General features: G+C 72.3%; 16 protein-coding genes and 2 tRNA genes. 6 read left to right on the forward strand and 12 right to left on the reverse strand.

The window, feature by feature from the left end:
• Positions 1–82: 82 nt before the first annotated feature.
• Together ACFXKZ_RS01930 and ACFXKZ_RS01935 are read left to right on the forward strand one after the other, a co-directional pair.
• Positions 83–1,201, forward strand: coding sequence for an RNA polymerase sigma factor (locus tag ACFXKZ_RS01930; protein WP_379995313.1), 1,119 nt, complete (start codon positions 83–85; stop codon positions 1,199–1,201).
• Between the two features lie 41 nt (positions 1,202–1,242).
• Positions 1,243–2,715, forward strand: coding sequence for an FGGY-family carbohydrate kinase (locus ACFXKZ_RS01935; protein WP_379995315.1), 1,473 nt, complete (start codon positions 1,243–1,245; stop codon positions 2,713–2,715).
• Between the two features lie 247 nt (positions 2,716–2,962).
• Here the strand turns inward: ACFXKZ_RS01935 and ACFXKZ_RS01940 are convergent, their stop codons facing one another.
• Positions 2,963–3,262 (reverse strand): YtxH domain-containing protein, encoded by a 300-nt coding sequence (locus ACFXKZ_RS01940; protein ID WP_379995317.1) that lies wholly within the window; start codon positions 3,260–3,262, stop codon positions 2,963–2,965.
• A 162-nt stretch (positions 3,263–3,424) separates the two neighbouring features.
• Between ACFXKZ_RS01940 and ACFXKZ_RS01945 the strand changes: the two genes are divergently transcribed.
• Positions 3,425–3,500: transfer RNA gene (locus ACFXKZ_RS01945), tRNA-Asn, on the forward strand.
• Between the two features lie 57 nt (positions 3,501–3,557).
• On the opposite strand, the gene ACFXKZ_RS01950 is transcribed toward ACFXKZ_RS01945, so the two are convergent.
• On the reverse strand, positions 3,558–4,094 hold the full coding sequence (locus ACFXKZ_RS01950; RefSeq protein WP_379995319.1) for a nuclear transport factor 2 family protein: 537 nt from the start codon (positions 4,092–4,094) through the stop codon (positions 3,558–3,560).
• A 108-nt stretch (positions 4,095–4,202) separates the two neighbouring features.
• Between ACFXKZ_RS01950 and ACFXKZ_RS01955 the strand changes: the two genes are divergently transcribed.
• Together ACFXKZ_RS01955 and ACFXKZ_RS01960 are read left to right on the forward strand one after the other, a co-directional pair.
• On the forward strand, positions 4,203–5,177 hold the full coding sequence (locus tag ACFXKZ_RS01955) for an LLM class flavin-dependent oxidoreductase (protein ID WP_379995321.1): 975 nt from the start codon (positions 4,203–4,205) through the stop codon (positions 5,175–5,177).
• Between the two features lie 235 nt (positions 5,178–5,412).
• Positions 5,413–5,486, forward strand: a tRNA-Ile gene (locus tag ACFXKZ_RS01960).
• 195 nt (positions 5,487–5,681) lie between these two features.
• Here ACFXKZ_RS01960 and ACFXKZ_RS01965 read toward each other — a convergent pair.
• Positions 5,682–6,653, reverse strand: coding sequence for an SGNH/GDSL hydrolase family protein (locus ACFXKZ_RS01965; protein WP_379995323.1), 972 nt, complete (start codon positions 6,651–6,653; stop codon positions 5,682–5,684).
• Between the two features lie 328 nt (positions 6,654–6,981).
• Between ACFXKZ_RS01965 and ACFXKZ_RS01970 the strand changes: the two genes are divergently transcribed.
• The gene (locus ACFXKZ_RS01970) at positions 6,982–7,476 is read left to right on the forward strand and encodes a DUF3145 domain-containing protein (RefSeq protein ID WP_379995325.1); all 495 of its coding nucleotides are present in this window, start codon (positions 6,982–6,984) and stop codon (positions 7,474–7,476) included.
• 347 nt (positions 7,477–7,823) lie between these two features.
• Here ACFXKZ_RS01970 and fabF read toward each other — a convergent pair whose 3' ends face one another.
• The 9 genes from fabF to ACFXKZ_RS02015 all read right to left on the reverse strand — a co-directional run bounded on the left by fabF (position 7,824) and on the right by ACFXKZ_RS02015 (position 16,806).
• The gene (fabF, locus tag ACFXKZ_RS01975; RefSeq protein WP_379995327.1) at positions 7,824–9,125 is read right to left on the reverse strand and encodes a beta-ketoacyl-ACP synthase II; all 1,302 of its coding nucleotides are present in this window, start codon (positions 9,123–9,125) and stop codon (positions 7,824–7,826) included.
• 144 nt (positions 9,126–9,269) lie between these two features.
• Positions 9,270–9,515 carry an acyl carrier protein gene (locus ACFXKZ_RS01980; RefSeq protein WP_371863166.1) on the reverse strand — a complete coding sequence of 82 codons (246 nt, stop codon included), beginning with the start codon at positions 9,513–9,515 and terminating at the stop codon, positions 9,270–9,272.
• An 81-nt stretch (positions 9,516–9,596) separates the two neighbouring features.
• Entirely contained in the window at positions 9,597–10,607 is a 1,011-nt protein-coding gene (locus ACFXKZ_RS01985; RefSeq protein WP_379995329.1) for a beta-ketoacyl-ACP synthase III, read from the reverse strand.
• 73 nt (positions 10,608–10,680) lie between these two features.
• Positions 10,681–11,634, reverse strand: coding sequence for an ACP S-malonyltransferase (locus ACFXKZ_RS01990; protein ID WP_379995332.1), 954 nt, complete (start codon positions 11,632–11,634; stop codon positions 10,681–10,683).
• A 97-nt stretch (positions 11,635–11,731) separates the two neighbouring features.
• Complete coding sequence (locus tag ACFXKZ_RS01995) at positions 11,732–12,898, reverse strand: CdaR family transcriptional regulator (RefSeq protein WP_078975217.1); 1,167 nt, start codon at positions 12,896–12,898, stop codon at positions 11,732–11,734.
• A 342-nt stretch (positions 12,899–13,240) separates the two neighbouring features.
• Positions 13,241–13,951, reverse strand: coding sequence for an adenosylcobinamide amidohydrolase (locus ACFXKZ_RS02000; protein ID WP_379995334.1), 711 nt, complete (start codon positions 13,949–13,951; stop codon positions 13,241–13,243).
• Complete coding sequence (locus tag ACFXKZ_RS02005) at positions 13,948–14,760, reverse strand: ABC transporter ATP-binding protein (protein WP_379995337.1); 813 nt, start codon at positions 14,758–14,760, stop codon at positions 13,948–13,950. Before ACFXKZ_RS02005 ends, ACFXKZ_RS02000 begins: the two co-directional genes overlap by 4 nt.
• Positions 14,757–15,809, reverse strand: a complete 1,053-nt coding sequence (locus ACFXKZ_RS02010) for a FecCD family ABC transporter permease (RefSeq protein WP_379995339.1) — start codon at positions 15,807–15,809, stop codon at positions 14,757–14,759. The genes ACFXKZ_RS02005 and ACFXKZ_RS02010 overlap by 4 nt, the downstream gene beginning before the upstream one ends.
• A gap of 10 nt (positions 15,810–15,819) precedes the next feature.
• Positions 15,820–16,806 (reverse strand): ABC transporter substrate-binding protein, encoded by a 987-nt coding sequence (locus ACFXKZ_RS02015; protein ID WP_379995341.1) that lies wholly within the window; start codon positions 16,804–16,806, stop codon positions 15,820–15,822.
• Positions 16,807–16,820 lie beyond the last annotated feature (14 nt).

Consider the following 16,820-nt stretch of genomic DNA (forward strand, 5'->3'; position numbering starts at 1 on the left):
TCGGGCGAACCGCCCACGCCGGGCGAGATTTCCGTGCCCGGACTCTCGGCTACAGGCCCCCTCGTGCAGCAGACTGGGGAAGGTGCATCGGCACACCAGAGGGGGGAAAACGCCCGGCGGCGACCCCGCCCACACGGAACGGACGGATGAGCCTGAACCGGGCCCGGCCACCGTCCTCACGAAGCACGTCACCCCAGGAACCGCGCCACCCGCCCCGACCGCGGTCGAGGCGACCGCCGCGCCGGCCGGCGCCGGCCAACCCGACGAATTCGCCCGCCCCGCCGAATCCGCCGGCTCCTCCGCCGACCTGCTGCGCCAGTACCTGCGCGAGATCGGCCGGGTTGCGCTGCTGAGCGCCGCCGACGAGGTCGACCTGGCCCGCCGGGTCGAAGCAGGACTGTTCGCCGGGGCCCGCCTGCTCGACGACCCGCCCGCCGATCCCGCCGCCCGGGACGCGCTCGCCACCCTGGTCCGCGACGGCGAACGCGCCAAACGCCGGCTGATCGAGGCCAACCTGCGCCTGGTGGTCTCGATCGCAAAACGCTACGTCGGCCGCGGCCTGGGCCTGCTCGACCTGGTCCAGGAGGGCAACCTGGGTCTGATCCGCGCGGTGGAGAAGTTCGACTACACCAAGGGCTACAAGTTCTCCACCTACGCCACGTGGTGGATCCGCCAGGCGATGAGCCGGGCGCTGGCCGACCAGGCCCGGACCATCCGGGTCCCGGTACACGTGGTCGAACTGATCAACCGGGTCATCCGGGTCCAGCGCCGCCTGTTGCAGGAGCGCGGCGAGGAACCCACCGCCGAGGACGTCGCCGCCGTGCTCGACCTCACCGCCGAGCGGGTCACCGAGATCCTGCGGCTGGCCCAGGAGCCGGTGTCGCTGCACACCCCCGTCGGCGAGGACGAGGTGCTGCTCGGCGACATCGTCGAGGACACCGACGCGACCGCCCCGGCCGAGGCCGCCGCCTACCTGATGCTGCGCGAACACCTGGAGGCGCTGCTGTCCACGCTCGGCGACCGCGAGCGGCAGGTGGTACAGCTCCGCTACGGGCTCGCCGACGGCGAACCACACACGCTCGAGGAGATCGGCCGGGTCTTCGGGGTGACCCGGGAGCGCATACGCCAGATCGAGTCACGCACGCTGTCCCGGCTTCGCGAGCGGTCGTACTCGGAGCAACTGCGGGGCTATCTCGACTGATCCCTGGCGTTTCGGCTTACGTCTGCTGTCAGAATTCGCCCATGCCGACAAGCCCGACACCCACCCTCGTCGCCGGGGTGCACTGCTCAGCGCACCAGTTGCGCATTCTCGTCTGCGACGCCGCGACCGGTACCCCGCTGCGCCAGGGGCGCGCCGCGTACGCGGAGGGCGCCTCGACCACGCCGGGCGCGTGGTTGCGGGCCTTCGGCGAGGCCGCGGCGGGCGGTCTCCTCGACGGCGTGGCGGCGATCTCGGTGGCCGCGCAGAACCACGGCGCGGTGCCGCTGGACGCCCAGGGGGTGATCCTGGGGCATCCGCTGCCCGACGAGGACCCCTCGGCCTCCGGTGCCGCCGCGGACTTGGTCGACGCGCTCGGCGGCCCGGCCGCGTGGACGGCCGCCACCGGCGCGGTGCCGGGCTCCTCGTCCGCGATCGCGCAGCTGCGCCGGTTCGCCCGGTTCGAACCCGAGGCGGTGACCCGGATCGCCACCGTGCTGCTGCCGCACGACTGGGTGACCTGGCAACTGCTCGGCTGCCCTCCGGACCCGGTCACCGACCGGGCGGACGCCTCCACCACGGGCTACTACGCGACCACGGGGGAGTGGCGCGAGGACCTCATGCACCTGGCCATCGGCCGGGTGCCGCGCACGCCGATCGTGCTGCCGCCGGGCGCCGCCGCCGGGCGCACGCCGGAGGGGATCCTGGTCGCGCCCGGCACCGGCGCCGAGGCGGCCCTGGCCCTCGGCGCGGACCCGGCCGACGGCGACGTGGTGGTGGCGCTCGGCACCACGGGCGTCGCGTTCGCGGTCCACCCCGTGCCGCTTGCCGACCCCGCGGGCGTGGTCGGCTCGTACGCCGACGCCACCGGGCGCTACCTGCCGCTGGTGCGCACCCTCAACGCGGCCCGGGTGCTGCGCGGCACCGCCTCGATGCTGGGCGTGGACGCCGAGGAGTTCGATCGCATCGCGCTGGAGTGCACGCCGGGCGCGAGCGGGCTGGTCCTGCTCCCCTACCTGGAGGGCGAACACATCCCCGACCTGCCGCACGCGGCGGGCACGCTCACCGGGCTGCGCCGGGAGAGCATGACCCCGCCTGCGCTCGCGCGTGCCGGGGTGGAGGGGATGTTGTGCGGCATCTCGGACGCGTTGGACGCGCTGCGCGATCGGGACGTGGCGGTGGAGCGGCTGATCCTGATCGGCCCGGGGGCACGCTCGGCGGCGGTGGCGGGGATCGCGCCCGCGCTGTTCGGCGTGCCGACCGCGGTGCCGCCGGCGGCGCTCGCGGGCCGGTTCGTGGCCCGGGGCGCGGCCCGGCAGGCGGCCTGGGCGCTGTTCGGGGTGCTGCCGGAGTGGCCCGCGGACATCGAGACGTTCATTCGGGCCGACGAGGACGAACTCGCCCTCGGCGACGCGGTCCGGGCCCAGTACCGCGAGGTACGCAACCGCCTGCACCCCGGCGCCGTGACCGCACCACGAGAAAACGCCGAAACAAGCGGTCGCCACCGAAGAGACTGACCACCCGCTCCGCCCACGACCACCGGGCACACACCGACCGCAAACGCCCGAGACCTCGCCGCCCGCGCACGCCGTCGGGGTCCATGCCCGGTCGCCGGCGTGCGGGAATCGACAGATGTGGGTGGAGACGCCGGCTCGCCCGTCCGGGCGTGCCATGGGTGCCCGCGCCCGTGGCCCCGGCGGGCCCACGGGTGTCCCCGTCGGTCCGCCCGGGACCACCGGCGCGTTGTGGGCGTCGTCCGAGGTGTTACAGCCCCTGGCCGTGGCGCGACGACGTCACCGACGTGCCGTTCGTGCCGTGTCCGCCGAAGCGGTCCGGCAGGTGCCGACCCACCCGCTCGGGCAGGTGCTCGCCGATCGCGCGGCCGGCCTTGACGCCCGCCTCGCGGCCGAGCCCGGCCGCCGCGTGCCCGGCCTTCTGCGCCGGCGGGCTGCTCGCCACCGTGCCGGAAAGCTTGCGGATCTGCTCGTACCGCTCCCGCCCGGCCTTCGCCCCCAGGACGTAGCCGATGGCGAGGCCGGTGACGAAGGTGAGCTTGTTGATCATGATGTCCTCCGCGGTCGTTTGTCCCGCCCGTGCACGTCAGCGCCTACCCGGGCGACGTGCGTAGGCAACCTGTGAGGTCCTACCGGAAAAACCCTGGTGCGGGCCACCCCTCGGAATGCGCTAATGTATTCCACGCAGCGACCGCCAGACGGTCCGACGCAATCCCGCATAGCTCAATTGGCAGAGCAGCCGGCTGTTAACCGGCAGGTTATTGGTTCGAGTCCAATTGCGGGAGCCATCGACAGCGCCCGCCGGTCCACCGGCGGGCGCTGTCGCGTATCCGGGCCGCCCCGGCTCACTCGCTCCCGGTCCGGGCCCAGAACTCCTGCCAGGACGGCCACTTCTCGGGCAACTGCGCATCGGTGATCATCGGGTTGTCGGGGAAGTGGAAGCGCCCCGGCACGGCCAGCGGATGCTCCAGCACATCGGCGGCGTAGAAGGCCTCGGGCTTGCGGCTGCGGAAGTACCAGCGCCCGTCCCGCCGTTCGTAGCGATCCCGATACTGCATCGGCATCACCACCCACAGGTCGCCCACCTCGTGCTCGGGACGGCAGTACACGACACCCGTCGCGTGGTCCTCGTCGACCAGGTCGATCACGTGGTTCCCGATCAGGTGGAAGGTGATCCCGTACGGCCGCAACACCGGATCGAACCACTCGGCGAGCGCGGCCCGACCCACACCGCCCGCCCCCGTGCGCACGTCCGGCACGAACAGGTCGGCCAGCGCCGGCACGTCCCGGCTGTCCAGCGCCAGCGCGTAGCGGGCGGCCAGTTGGCGAATCTGCTCGTACGCCTCCAGGCGATCGAGCCGGGTGGTGATCGAATCCGACATGCTGCCTCCGTAAGCTGACGGCCAGTCAGATATCACGGTGTCAGACGACCGCCCCGGACCACGCCCCGGGTCGGCCCGTCGGGACGCCCACCCGTGGGGAGCGCGCGCATGGTCGACGTCGGCATCTATCTGGACCTGCGCAATCCGGTCGAGTGGCGGCAGGACTGGTCCCGGCTGTACGCCTTCACGCTGGAGCTGTGCGAGGAGGCGGACCGGCTCGGCGTGCACTCGATCTGGACCACCGAGCACCACGGCTTCGACGACGGCTACCTCAGCCAGCCGCTCACCCTGGCCGCCGCGATCGCCGCGCGCACGAGGCGGGCCCGGATCGGCACGGGCGTGACCATCGCGCCGCTGCGCCACCCCGCGCACCTGGCCGAGGAGGCCGCGATCGTGGACCTGGTCAGCGGCGGGCGGCTGGAACTGGGCATCGGCACCGGCTACCGCAGGCCCGAATACGACCTCTTCGACCGAGGCGACCTGCTCGCGACCCGATTCGGCGCCACCGACGCGAGCGCGCGCGAGATCCGCAGGTTGTGGGAGACCGGCACGATCAGCCCGCCGCCCGTGCAGCGCCGGCCGCGGATCTGGCTGGGCTACCAGGGGCCGCAGGGCGCGCGGCGGGCCGGACTGCTCGGCGAGTCGCTGCTCACCGCGAACCCGGCGATGGCCGCGCCGTATCTGGACGGCCTGCGTGCCGGCGGCCACGATCCGGCGACCGCGCGGATGGCCGGGCTGCTCAACGGCTGGATCACCGAGGACCCCGAGCGGGACTGGCCGGTGGTCTCCCGCCACCTCGCGCACCAGTGGGACGACTACCACCGGTACGCGGCGGAGGGCACCGGGGCCGCGCCGCCGCGCCCGATCGACCCGAACCGTTGGCGGGCACGCGGGTTGTCCGCGGCGCCCGGCCACTTCCTGCACGCCACCCCGGAGGACGCGGCGCGGGAGATCCGGGCGTACGTGGCCGATACGCCGATCGAGACGGTGTGGTTCTTCGCCTCGCTGAGCGGGATGACCGAGGACATGGTCCGCGCCCACGTGAGCACGCTGTGCTCCCGCCTGGCGCCGCTGGTGGCATAGCGCGGCGCCTTGCCTCGGCGCCCCACCCCCCGCGCCTCGCCCCCCGCCCCCGGCGCCGGGGGCGAGGAAGCGGCGAGCGGATCGCGCGTGTGGCACGGACGATCGACTGTCTGCGATCGACGGCGGGATGCGAACGGTTTCGGGCAGGACGAGACCACGCCCGCGAGGATCCCCCCGGGCGTTGGTCGGGCCTGACCGGTTATGCTGCGTCAGGCTGTCCGGCAGCGGACGGCAAGGGGCGGTAGCTCAGCTGGTTAGAGCAGGGGACTCATAATCCTCTGGCCGTGGGTTCGAGTCCCACCCGCCCCACCCGTTCTTCTCGGCGCCGTCGAGCGCCGACCGCATTCGTGCTCTCATGCCGTGCCCTCGTACCGTGTGCTTGCGTGTCGGCTCGTCCCACCCGATGTGTTGGTTGCTGTGTGTCGTCGGGCGACTCTTTTCCGTAGTCGAGTCAGAGCTTAGCGGGCTCTTGCTGGATTCCGGGAGTGAAATCACTCGAACGGGCTATCCCCACGTGTATCCCTGGCGGGACGTCACCTCGGCGAGCGTGCGCTGGCCGGACGCGCTCGGGTGGAACCAGTCCCAGTGGCTCACGTCGTTCTTGCCGAACCGCTGGGTGTTGACCACACCGCCGTCGTAGCGGCAGTTGGTCCAGGTCGAACACACCTCGCGCAGCTTGGCGTTGTACGCGGTCACCCGGTCGCGGACCCGCTGTCGGCGGTCCAGCGCGTCGGGCTTGGTCGACTGCGGGTCGTCCAGCATCGACTGGCACACGTTGCCCACCGACCACACGGTGCGGGCCAGGAACTCGTCGTGCCCGGTCTCCCACATGCGACCCAGGTCCGGGATGCTGACCACGAGCACACGCGTGTTCGGCAGGCCCGTGCGCAGGATGCCCAGCGCGTCGCGGAACTGGCTCTCGTAGGTGCCCGGCGAGGTCATCTCGTCCACGGTGTGCCGACAGGCATCGTTGGCGCCGATCAGGATCGTGACGTAGTCGACCCGCTGGCCGACCGCCTGTCGGGCCTGGCTCGCCAGATCGGTCATCTTCGCGCCGGTCTTCGCGTTGTTGAACACGGCGTCGGCCGGCAGGCCGAGCCGCTTCGCGTGGCTGTTCACATCGGCCGAGGTGCCCGTGGCCCACGACTTCTCCGGGCAGTCCTGGAGTGGTGAACAGGTATCGAACCCTCGGGTGATCGAGTCGCCCAGGGCCGCCATCGAATGGGGTCGGGGTGGCACGGTCGCGGTGGGTGGTTTCTCGGGTGCCGGCGACAGCACCTTGCCGTTGGGCTGTTCGGCCGCGGTCGGGTTGCCGGGTGTCGGGGTTTGCCCACCACTCGGCCCGGTAATAAGTCGATCCCCGGCAGCAGCCGGATCGGCCTTGTCGCCGTCACCCGAATCCATGCAGGAGGACAACGTCAACAACGCCGCGACCATCATCGCGGTTGCCGCCCCTACTCGTCGTTTCCGACCCACGCCGCCCCCTCCGCCCCCTAGCATCGACACGACGATGTCCATCGACGGTATGTCACTCCTTCGTGTGAAGGCCGACAATGCCGGGAGTGGCGTCGTCGACGGCCGGGCACGTTGAGTGCAGTGGCTCACCATTCCGAGACGGTGAGTAACGAATTGTTCGCTCACATCGGACAATTGCCCACATGTGATTACGGACAGCAACTGGTGCCTGTGGTACATCCGTGGTCTGTGGGGCACAATGGAAGACCGGGATTCGAACAGGCAGTCCGAGACAAGGCTTGAGGCCGCTGGGGAAGGCGAACCTCGTCCTTGAAGCCTGGAGGTCCCGGTGACGACACGTGGAGTTCTGTACGTGCACTCCGCGCCGCGTGCGCTGTGCCCGCACGTCGAGTGGGCCGCAGCGGGCGTTCTTGGCGTGCGCGTGAGTCTGGACTGGGTCCGCCAACCGGTGGCGCCCGGGATGTTGCGGGCCGAGCTGTGCTGGCAGGGCGCGCCCGGTACCGCGTCGCGCCTCGCCTCGGCGTTGCGCGGCTGGCACCTGCTGCGCTTCGAGGCCACCGAGGAGCCCTCGGCCAACACCGAGGGGGAGCGCTACAGCAACACCCCCGAGCTCGGCATCTTCCACGCCGTCACGGGGGCGCACGGCGACATCCTGATCCCGGAGGACCGGCTGCGCGCGGTGCTCGGTCGGGCGGCGCGGGGCGAGGTCGATCTGCGCTCCGAGGTGGAGAAGTTGCTCGGCAAGCCGTGGGACGACGAGTTGGAGCCCTTCCGCTACGCGGGCGAGGGCACCCCGGTGCGTTGGTTGCACCAGGTGGTCTGAGCACGTGGGGGATCCCCGAGACGAAGACATGCGTATAGACATACCGATACGAGCGGCCCTCCCGAATCATCCGGAAGGGTCGCTCGCGTCTCCGCCTTGGGATCGAGAGCGGCCGGCGGAGCGGGTTGCCGGCGGATGCGCCCCGGGGGCACCGCGGGACGAACGGTCGCCCCGGCGTGGGTGATTCGTCCCTCTTGTGGGTTGACTCGGGTCGGTTGCCGCCGGTACGCGAGTACTCCCGGGCACGTCGACCACCCGGTCGGCGGCGCCGGGTTCGGCCGCGAACATTCGTGCCCCCGCCGCGAGATCCGCGACGGGGGCACGAACGGGTGTGCGACGGTGGGGCCTTACTCGAAGCTGCGGAAGGCGACCACGACGTTGTGCCCGCCGAAGCCGAACGAGTTGTTCAGCGCCGCGATCGTGCCGTCGGGCAGCGTGCGCGGCTCGCCCCGCACGATGTCCAGGTCGACCTCGTCGTCGAGGTCGTCGACGTTGATCGTGGGCGGCGCGAGGCGGTGGTGCAGGGCGAGCACGGTGGCCACCGACTCGACCGCGCCGGTGCCGCCGAGCAGGTGGCCGGTCATCGACTTGGTGCTGGTGACGGTGACCTTGTCGGCCGCCGCGTCGCCCAGCGTCGCGCGGATCGCCTTGAGCTCGGTGACGTCGCCCGCCGGGGTCGAGGTGCCGTGCGCGTTGACGTGCACGATCTCCTCCGGCTCCAGGCCGCCGTCCGCCAGGGCGAGCGCCATCGCGCGGGCGATGTCGCGGCCGGTGGGCTCGGGCTGGGCGATGTGGTGGCCGTCGGAGCTGAGCCCGGCGCCCGCGACCTCGGCGTACACGCGGGCCCCGCGGGCCGCCGCGTGCTCGGCGCTCTCCAGGATCAGGACACCGGCGCCCTCGCCCATCACGAAGCCGTCGCGGCCCTTGTCGTAGGGGCGGGACGCGCGCTGCGGCTCGTCGTTGCGCTTGGACATCGCCATCATGTTCGCGAACGCGGCCATCGGCAGCGGGTGGATCGCGGCCTCGGTGCCGCCGCAGACCACCACGTCGGCGCGGCCCGAGCGGATCATCTCCAGGCCGTAGGCGACCGCCTCGGCGCCGGACGCGCACGCGCTCACGGGGGTGTGCACACCGGCCCGCGCGCCCAGCTCGATGCCGACGTTGGCGGCCGGGCTGTTGGGCATGAGCATCGGCACGGTCAGGGGGCCGACCCGGCGCGGGCCCTTCTCGTGGAAGGTGTCCCACGCGTCGAGCAGGGTGGTGACGCCGCCGATGCCGGAGGCGATGACCACACCCAGGCGGGTCGGGTCCACCACGAGGGCGTCCGGGGCGTCCTCGGGCGCGGTGTTCTTCGCGGCGTAGCCGGCGTCGAGCCAGGCCTCGCGCGCGGCGATCATGGCGAACTGGCCGGAGCGGTCCAGGCGCCGCGCCTCGACCTTCGGCATGACCTCGAGGGGCTCGACCGCGATCCGCGCGGCGAAGGTGACCGGCAGTTGCTCGGCCCATTCCTCGGTCAGCGCCCGCGCGCCGGACGTGCCCGCGAGCAGCGCGGACCACGTGGTCGCGACATCGCCGCCGACCGGCGTGGTCGCACCCAGACCGGTGACCACCACGGCCCGCGTGGCGTCGTTGCGCTCGGTCGACTTCACTGTCTTCTCACTCTCACGCTGTGGGTTCGGGCGGCCGGCGGGCCGAGGGTGCGGCGATGCCGGGGCCCGTGATGTGACTGCGACGGACCGGGCCGGACGCGCGAACGCGGTCCGGCCCGGAGAACGACCGGCGCTACATCCGACCTAGGCGGCGGCCTTGACGATGTAGTCCACCGCGTCGCGGACGGTCTTGAGGCCCTTGACGTCGTCGTCCGGGATCTTGACCTCGAACTTCTCCTCGGCCGCCACGACGACCTCGACCATCGACAGCGAGTCCACGTCCAGGTCGTCGATGAAGGACTTGTCCAGCTCGACCTCGTCCTGGGGGACGCCGGCGATCTCGTTGACGATGTCGGCGAGGCCCTCGAGGACCTGCTCCTGGCTAGCCATGATGCTCCTTGATTGGAATCTTGCGGTGACGTAAAGCTGTGCTGCTCGTCCGATCGGCGCCTCGCGGCGACCGACGGGGGACTACGGAAGCGTAATGACCTGCCCCGCGTACACGAGGCCGGCCCCGAATCCCATGATCAACGCGGTCCCGCCGCTGACCGCTTCGCCGCTTTCGAGCATGCGCTCCATGGCGAGCGGGATGGACGCGGCGGAGGTGTTTCCGTTCTCGGCGATGTCGCGGGCGACCGGTACCTCGGGGGGCAGCTTGAGCGCCTTGATCATCGCGTCGGTGATCCGCATGTTGGCCTGGTGCGGGATGAACGCGTCCAGATCCTCGGCCTTGACGCCGGCGGCGTCCAGGGCCTGCTCGCAGACCTTGGCCATCTCCCACACGGCCCAGCGGAAGACCTTCTGGCCCTCCATCTTGAGCGTGGGGAACTCCTGCTCGCGGTCGTCGCGCAGGTCGTTCCAGTCGACGGTCTGGGTGATCGCCTCGGCCTGGGAACCGTCCGAACCCCACACCACGGGGCCGATGCCCGGGGTGGTCGAGGGGCCGATCACCACGGCGCCCGCGCCGTCGCCGAAGATGAACGCGGTGCCCCGGTCGGACAGGTTGGTCAGGTCGCTCAGCCGCTCGACGCCGATCACCAGGACGTACTCGGCGCTGCCGCCGCGGACCATGTCACTGGCGAGCGAGACGCCGTAGCAAAAGCCCGCGCAGGCCGCGGAGACGTCGAACGCCGCCGCTCGGCCGCCGCCCGCGCCCAGGCGGTGTGCGATCTCGGTGGCGATCGCCGGGGTCTGCTTGAGGTGGGTGACCGTGGAGACGATCACGCAGCCGACCTGCGAGGCGTCCAGACCCGCGTGCGCCAGAGCCTTGCCGGCCGCCGCGATGGACATCTCGGCGACGGTCTCCTCGGGGGAGGCCCAGCGCCGGGTCCGGATCCCGGAACGGGACTGGATCCACTCGTCGGAGGAGTCGATCCGGTCCACCAGCTCGGAGTTGGGCACGATCCGGGCCGGGCGGTAACCGCCGACGCCGAGGATGCGCGCGTGCGCGGCTCCGGCGCGGGGGGTGATGGTTGCGGTCACGCGTGGTCCTCCCGTACGGGTTCGAGGCCGGGTGGGTTCGCGGCCGGGTGCAGAGCGGGTGTCGCGACGGGGGTCACGACGGGCTCTGGGAGCCGGTCGGGCCGCCGTGCGCCTCGACCAGTTTCCGGGCGGCCTCGAGGTCGTCCGGAGTCTTCAGCGCGACCGTCTCCACGCCCGGCATGGCGCGCTTGGCCAGAGCGGTCAGGGTGCCGGCCGGGGTGACCTCGATCAGGCCGGTCACGCCCAGGTCCTTCATGGTCTCCATGCACAGGTCCCAGCGGACCGGGTTGGAGACCTGGCTGACCAGGCGCGCGACCACGTCGTGGCCGTCGTTCAGCACGGTGCCGTCGGCGTTGGACAGGAACGGGACGCTCGGGTTGCGCACGCTCACGCCCGGGACCAGTTCGGCCAGGCGGTTCACCGCCGGTGCCATGTGCTCGGTGTGGAACGCGCCGGCCACGGCCAACGGTCGCAGGCGCGCCTTCTCCGGCGGATCGGCGGCGAACGCGGCCAACTGCTCCAGGGTGCCGGCGGCGACGATCTGGCCCGCGCCGTTCATGTTGGCCGGGGTCAGGCCGTGCTCGGCGATCTTGGCGAGCACCGTCTCGGGGTCGCCGCCCAGGACCGCGCTCATCCCGGTCTGCGTGACCGCGGCGGCGGCGGCCATCGCCCGGCCTCGCTCGCGCACCAGGGTCAGCGCCGTCTCGGCGGAGATCACGCCGGTGGCGGCGGCAGCGGTCAGCTCGCCGACGCTGTGGCCGGCGGCGGCGCGTACCGCACCGGGGACGTCGTCGGGCTGCGGGAACAGTGTGAACGCGGCCACCAGACCCGAGGCGACGAGCAGCGGCTGGGCCACCGCCGTGTCCCGAATCTCGTCGGCGTCGGCCTTGGTGCCGTAGTGGATCAGGTCGAGACCGGTGACGGCCGACCACCAGCGGAGCCGGTCGGCCACGCCGTCGAGGTCGAGCCAGGGGGCGAGGAATCCGGGCGTCTGAGCGCCCTGTCCGGGGGCGACGAGTACGAGCACGAGGTCAAGCCTCTCTCCTGCGAGGGGTGGCATCCCCTTATCGGCAGGGACGAAGATCCGATGGTGACTTTGTTGGGTTCGTACAAATAGATGGGGACTAGCTCTCGATCGCGGCCAGTCGGCCGAGGATCAGCGAGACCTGGAGGGTGAATGCGGAACGGGTCTCGGTCGGTACCAGGCCGGTGACGTCCACGACGCGTCGCAGCCGGTAGCGCACGGTATTGGGGTGGACGAAGAGCATCCGGGCGGCTCCTTCGAGACTCGCCGCCTGCTCCAGGTAGACGGAGAGCGTCTCCAGGAGCGCGGAGCCGGCCGCGTGCAGGGGTATGTAGATCTCCTCCACCAACTGCTCCCGGGCCTCGTCGTCTCCCGCGAGCGCGCGCTCGGGCAGGAGATCGTCCGCGGAAACCGGGCGCGGCGCGTCGGGCCAGGCCACGCACGCGCGGTGTCCCGACATCGCGGCCTGGGCGGAGCGTACGGCGGCCAACAGGTCGGGCACCTGGGGGCCGACCACCACCGGACCGGGGGCGAACTGGCCGATCAGCGACCGGGTCGCGCGGATCGGGTCGTCGGTGCCGCCGAGGATCACCACGAGCCGTTCGCCCTGTACTCCGGTGAGCACGTTCAGCCGGGCGTGTCGGCCCGCCCGGTGGATGCCGTCGACGACCTCCTGGGCGTCCGCGTCCGGGGCGTTGCCCACCACCACCATGACCGAGTCCGGCGAGCCCCAGCCGAGCGCCGAGGCCCGGGACAGGATGCCCTCGTCGGCCTCGCCGCGCAGCAGCGAGTGCACCACCAGGGCCTCCAGGCGGGCGTCCCACGCGCCGCGCGTCTCGGCGGCGTGCGCGTACACCTGCGCGGTGGCGAAGGCGATCTCCCGGGAGTACAGCAGCAGCGACTCGCGCAACTCCTGTTCGTAGCCGGGCGCGGCCAGGGTGGCGATCTCCGCCTCGACCACCTCGATGGTGGTGCGGATCAACTCGACCGTGTGCGGCAGTGTGATGGTGCGGGTCAATTCGCGCGGCGCGGTACCGAATACGTCGGCGCTGACCTTTTGCGGGGTCTCCGGATGCCGGAACCACTCGGTGAACGCGGAGATGCCGGCCTGGGCCACCAGGCCGATCCAGGACCGGTTGTCGGCGGGCATGTTCCGGTACCAGGGAAGCGCCTCGTCCATCCTCGCGAGCGCCGCGCCGGCCAAGGCACCGGCGGATTTCTCGAGCCGGCGGACGGTCGCGGCACGAAGATCGGGTTGGGGGCTCACGGGGCCATTGTCCTCTGCCTGATGGGCGGCTTTGCCGCCGGCTCGCGAGGGCTGCTTGTTTGGGCGCTTCGCGCCGGCTCGCGAGGGACCACTTTTTCTTTCCCCCGCTTCGCTCCTCCAAGAAAAAGCGGCCCCTCGCTCGGGGCCGGGTGTCCCTCCGCTTCGCTCCGGGCCACCCGGCCCAAGTTCTGCGGCTCCGCCGCTCTCCGCGCTTCGCGCGTCGATCTCCAGGGTCGGCCCGAGTCGTGGGCGCTGACGCGCCTTGGGGGGAGCGGCGGTGGGTGGGCCGGGGCGTGGGGGTGGTGGGCCGAAGGCCCGGATGCTTCGGGGAGCGGGGCGCGATCATGTGGGGGCGTGGATGGTGGTGCGGCGGGCTTGGTCGTTGTGGGCGCCGGTGAGGACCGCGGTGTGGACGGCTCGGGCCAGGCGGGCGCCCCAGGTGGAGCGGGGGCCGGCGAAGGGCTCGACCGGGGTGTTCGGGTGGGGGATCGCGGCGGCTATGCAGATCGCGTCGGATGGGGTGCCGGTGCATTGGTGGCCCGCTTCGAGGAGGGCTTGGACCTTGGCCTCGGTGGCCGTGGCGATCGCGTTGACCAGGGCCGCGTCGGACAGGGGGACCGGGATCGCGGCGATGATGTTGATCGTGCCGGGGGGCGGGGTGCCCGGTCGGCCAGGGCCGGGGGCGGCGGCCCACGTGGGGATGCCGATTCCGGTGGTGGCCAGGGCCTCGACGCCCTCGTCCGCGCCGCGGGTCCACGCGGTGACGTCGGCGGCGGTCATCAGGCCGACGCCGGGGCCGGTCAGGCCGAGCGAGGCGGCCACCGCGGCCAGGTGGGCGGCCGGGTCCATGCGGTCGTAGCCCGGGCGGACCTGGAGGTTGAGCACCCACGCGCGTTCGCCGATCCCGCCGCCGAGCAGGGCGGAGGAGATCATCCGGTGCGGACCGGCGCGCCAGAGCAGGGCCGGGCGACGGGTGCCGTCCTCGTCGCGGACGGGCTGCTCCGGGGTGAGCAGGGCGGACGGGGTCGGGCGCGGGCGCGGCGGTGTGGTCACGGGGCCTCCTCGGCGGTGTCTCGGGCCGGCCGGCGGGGGCGGACCGGGTGGACCCGGGGGCGGCCGTCCGGGCCCCGGTCGACGGTGACGGTCGCCTGGTAGTGCTCGGCGATCGTGTCGGGGGTGAGTACGTCGGCGGCCGGGCCGGAGGAGACCGCCCGACCGCCGACCAGCATCAACAGGCGGTCCGCGTACTGGGCGGCCACACCCAGGTCGTGCAGGGTGGTCAGGACGGTCAGGCCGTCGGTGATCCGCAGCGTGTCGACCAGTTCCAGGACCTGCTGCTGGTGGCCCAGGTCGAGGGCGGTGGTCGGCTCGTCCAGGAGCAGCACCGGCGCCTGCTGGGCCAGCGCGCGGGCCAGCACCACCCGCTGCCGTTCGCCGCCGGAGAGCCGGCCCACGTCGCGGTCGGCGAATCGGCCCAGGTCGAGGCGGTCGATCACCTCGCTCGCGATGGCGCGGTCACGGCGGCCCGGGCGGGCAAGGTAGCCCAGGTGGGGGGTGCGGCCGAGGAGGACGTACTCGTGGACGGGCATCTGGTCGGGCACGACCGGGTTCTGGGCCGTGTAGGCGATGGTTCGGGCCAGCTCGCGGGCGGAGAGGCCGCGGACCGGGCGGCCCGCCACGGTGATCTCGCCCATGTGGGGGAGCAGGCCGGCGACCGCCTTCAGGAGGGTGGACTTGCCGGCGCCGTTGGGGCCGATCACCGCCACCCATTCGCCGGGCTCGACGTCGGCGCGCACGTCGCGCAACACCGGGACCCCGTCCCGGTCGACCCCGGCCTCGCGCAGCGACAGGCGCGCGCTCACACGTCCACCTTCCGGGTGCCGCGCAGCACGAGGACGAAGAACGGCGCGCCGACGAACGCGGTGACCACGCCGATCGGCAGTTCGCCGGGCGCGGTCAGGGTGCGGGCGAGCACGTCGGTCAGGACCAGGAACGTGGCCCCGCACAGCAGCGACATCGGCAACACCCGCCGGTAGCTGCCACCGACGAAGCGGCGCACGAGGTGCGGCACGACGATGCCGACGAAGCCGATCAGGCCGCTGATCGCGACGGCCGACGCGGTGGCCAGCGACGCGGCGAGCAGCACCACGAGCCGGACCCGGCCGGCCCGCACGCCCAGGCCCGCGGCCTCCTCGTCGCCCACCGACATCACGTCCAAAAGGCGGCCGTGCAGGATCAGCACCACCGTGCTGAGCAGCGCGTACGGCAGGACCATACGCAGATCGGCCCAGCCGATCCCGGACAACCGGCCGAAGATCCACGAGTAGATCCGGCGCAGCTCGTCGGTGTTGGCGGACTGCACGTAGGTCTGCGCGGCGGCCAGGAACTGGGCGACCGCCACCCCCGCCAGGACGAGGTTCGCGGTGCCGCCGGAGCGGTTCGCAGTGGCGCCGATGGCATACGCGAGCAGCACCCCGCCCATCGCCCCGACGAAGGAGGCCAGCGGCACCACCGGCACGCCGCCCACGCTGTCCCCGTGCGCGTACACGATCACCAGCGTCGCGCCCAGCCCCGCGCCGGAGGCGGCGCCGAGCAGGTACGGGTCGGCCAGCGGATTGCGGAAGACGCCCTGATACCCGGCCCCGGCCAGGGCGAGCAGCCCGCCCACGGTCACCGCGGCCAGCACGCGTGGCAGGCGCAGGTCCATCAGCACGGCGTGCTGCACCGGGGACAGCCCGTGGTCGACGTGCACGAGCGGCAACTCGTCGAGCAGCGCGAGCACCACCCCGCGCGCGGGCAGGTCGGCCGCGCCCACGATCAGACCGAGGACGACCGCGCCGACCAGCGCGGCGCCCGCGCAGAGCAGGGGCAGCAGTGCCGGCCGGCGTCGGGTCGCCGCAAGGTCCCGCATGGGCGGGCCGTCAGCCCTTCGCCGCACCGGCCTTGGTGACCGCGTCCGCCACGGCCCGGACCAGGTCCACCACACGCGGACCCCAGCGCGAGGCGATGTCGTCGTCGAGCGCGACCACACCGCCGTTGCGCACGGCCCCCAGCCGGTCCCAGCCCGGGCGCTTGGCCACCGTCTCGGCGCTTTGGCCGCCGCCCTTGCTGTCGGCGAGGAAGATCAGGTCGGGGTCCGACTGCACCAGGGCCTCGGCGGACAGCTGCGGGTAGCCCGAACCGCTCTTGTCCGCCTCGTCGGCGATGTTCTTCAGACCGAACTGCGCGTACACCTGACCGATGAAGGTCTTGGAGGTCGAGGTGAACAGCGTGTTGTCCAGCTCGTGGAAGTAGGTCAGCGGCTTCGCCGGCTTGGGCGTCGCGGCGACGACGGCCGCGATGTCGGCCTTCATCTTCGTCGCCACCTCGCCCGCCTCGCGGCTGTGGCCGGTGGCCACGCCCAGCGTGTTCAGCTGCGCGTAGGAGTCCTCGAAGGTCTTCGCGGCGGGCGTCAGCACCACCGGGATCTTCAACTTGTTCAGTGCCGCGACCACGCCGTCGGTGTCGTCGGTGGTCACCACCAGGTCGGGCGTGTAGTTGCTGATCGCCTCGACGTTCGGCTTGAAGCCGGACAGCTTGGTCTTGGGCGCGTTCGCCGGGAAGTTCGACTGGTCGTCGACCGCGGTGACCTGGCCGCCCGCGCCGATCGCGTACAACATCTCGGTCGCGGTGGGCGCGAGCGAGACGATCTTCTTCGGCGCGGCGGGGATGGTGACCTTGGCGCCCCCCGAGTCCACCGTCGCGGGGAACGCCTTGGCGTCGGGGCCCGACCCGGTGCCGGCGCCGGACGCCGCGGGCGTGCCCTTGGACTTGTCGTCCTTCGAGTCGTCCGAGTCACCGCACCCGGTGAGGACGAGCGTGCCGAACAACAGCACGGCGGCGGAACGCAGCAGGGGTACGGATCTCAACGGAAACTCCAGGT

It is taken from the genome of Embleya sp. NPDC059237 (assembly GCF_042754105.1).
GTDB lineage: Bacteria > Actinomycetota > Actinomycetes > Streptomycetales > Streptomycetaceae > Embleya.

What these genes read in the sequence shown, in the direction of transcription:
- ACFXKZ_RS02010 (WP_379995339.1), bottom strand. Translation starts at nt 15,809, where the DNA reads ATGCGGGACCTTGCGGCGACCCGACGCCGGCCGGCACTGCTGCCCCTG.
- ACFXKZ_RS01935 (WP_379995315.1), top strand. Translation starts at nt 1,243, where the DNA reads ATGCCGACAAGCCCGACACCCACCCTCGTCGCCGGGGTGCACTGCTCA.
- ACFXKZ_RS01955 (WP_379995321.1), top strand. Translation starts at nt 4,203, where the DNA reads ATGGTCGACGTCGGCATCTATCTGGACCTGCGCAATCCGGTCGAGTGG.
- ACFXKZ_RS01980 (WP_371863166.1), bottom strand. Translation starts at nt 9,515, where the DNA reads ATGGCTAGCCAGGAGCAGGTCCTCGAGGGCCTCGCCGACATCGTCAAC.
- ACFXKZ_RS01950 (WP_379995319.1), bottom strand. Translation starts at nt 4,094, where the DNA reads ATGTCGGATTCGATCACCACCCGGCTCGATCGCCTGGAGGCGTACGAG.
- ACFXKZ_RS01940 (WP_379995317.1), bottom strand. Translation starts at nt 3,262, where the DNA reads ATGATCAACAAGCTCACCTTCGTCACCGGCCTCGCCATCGGCTACGTC.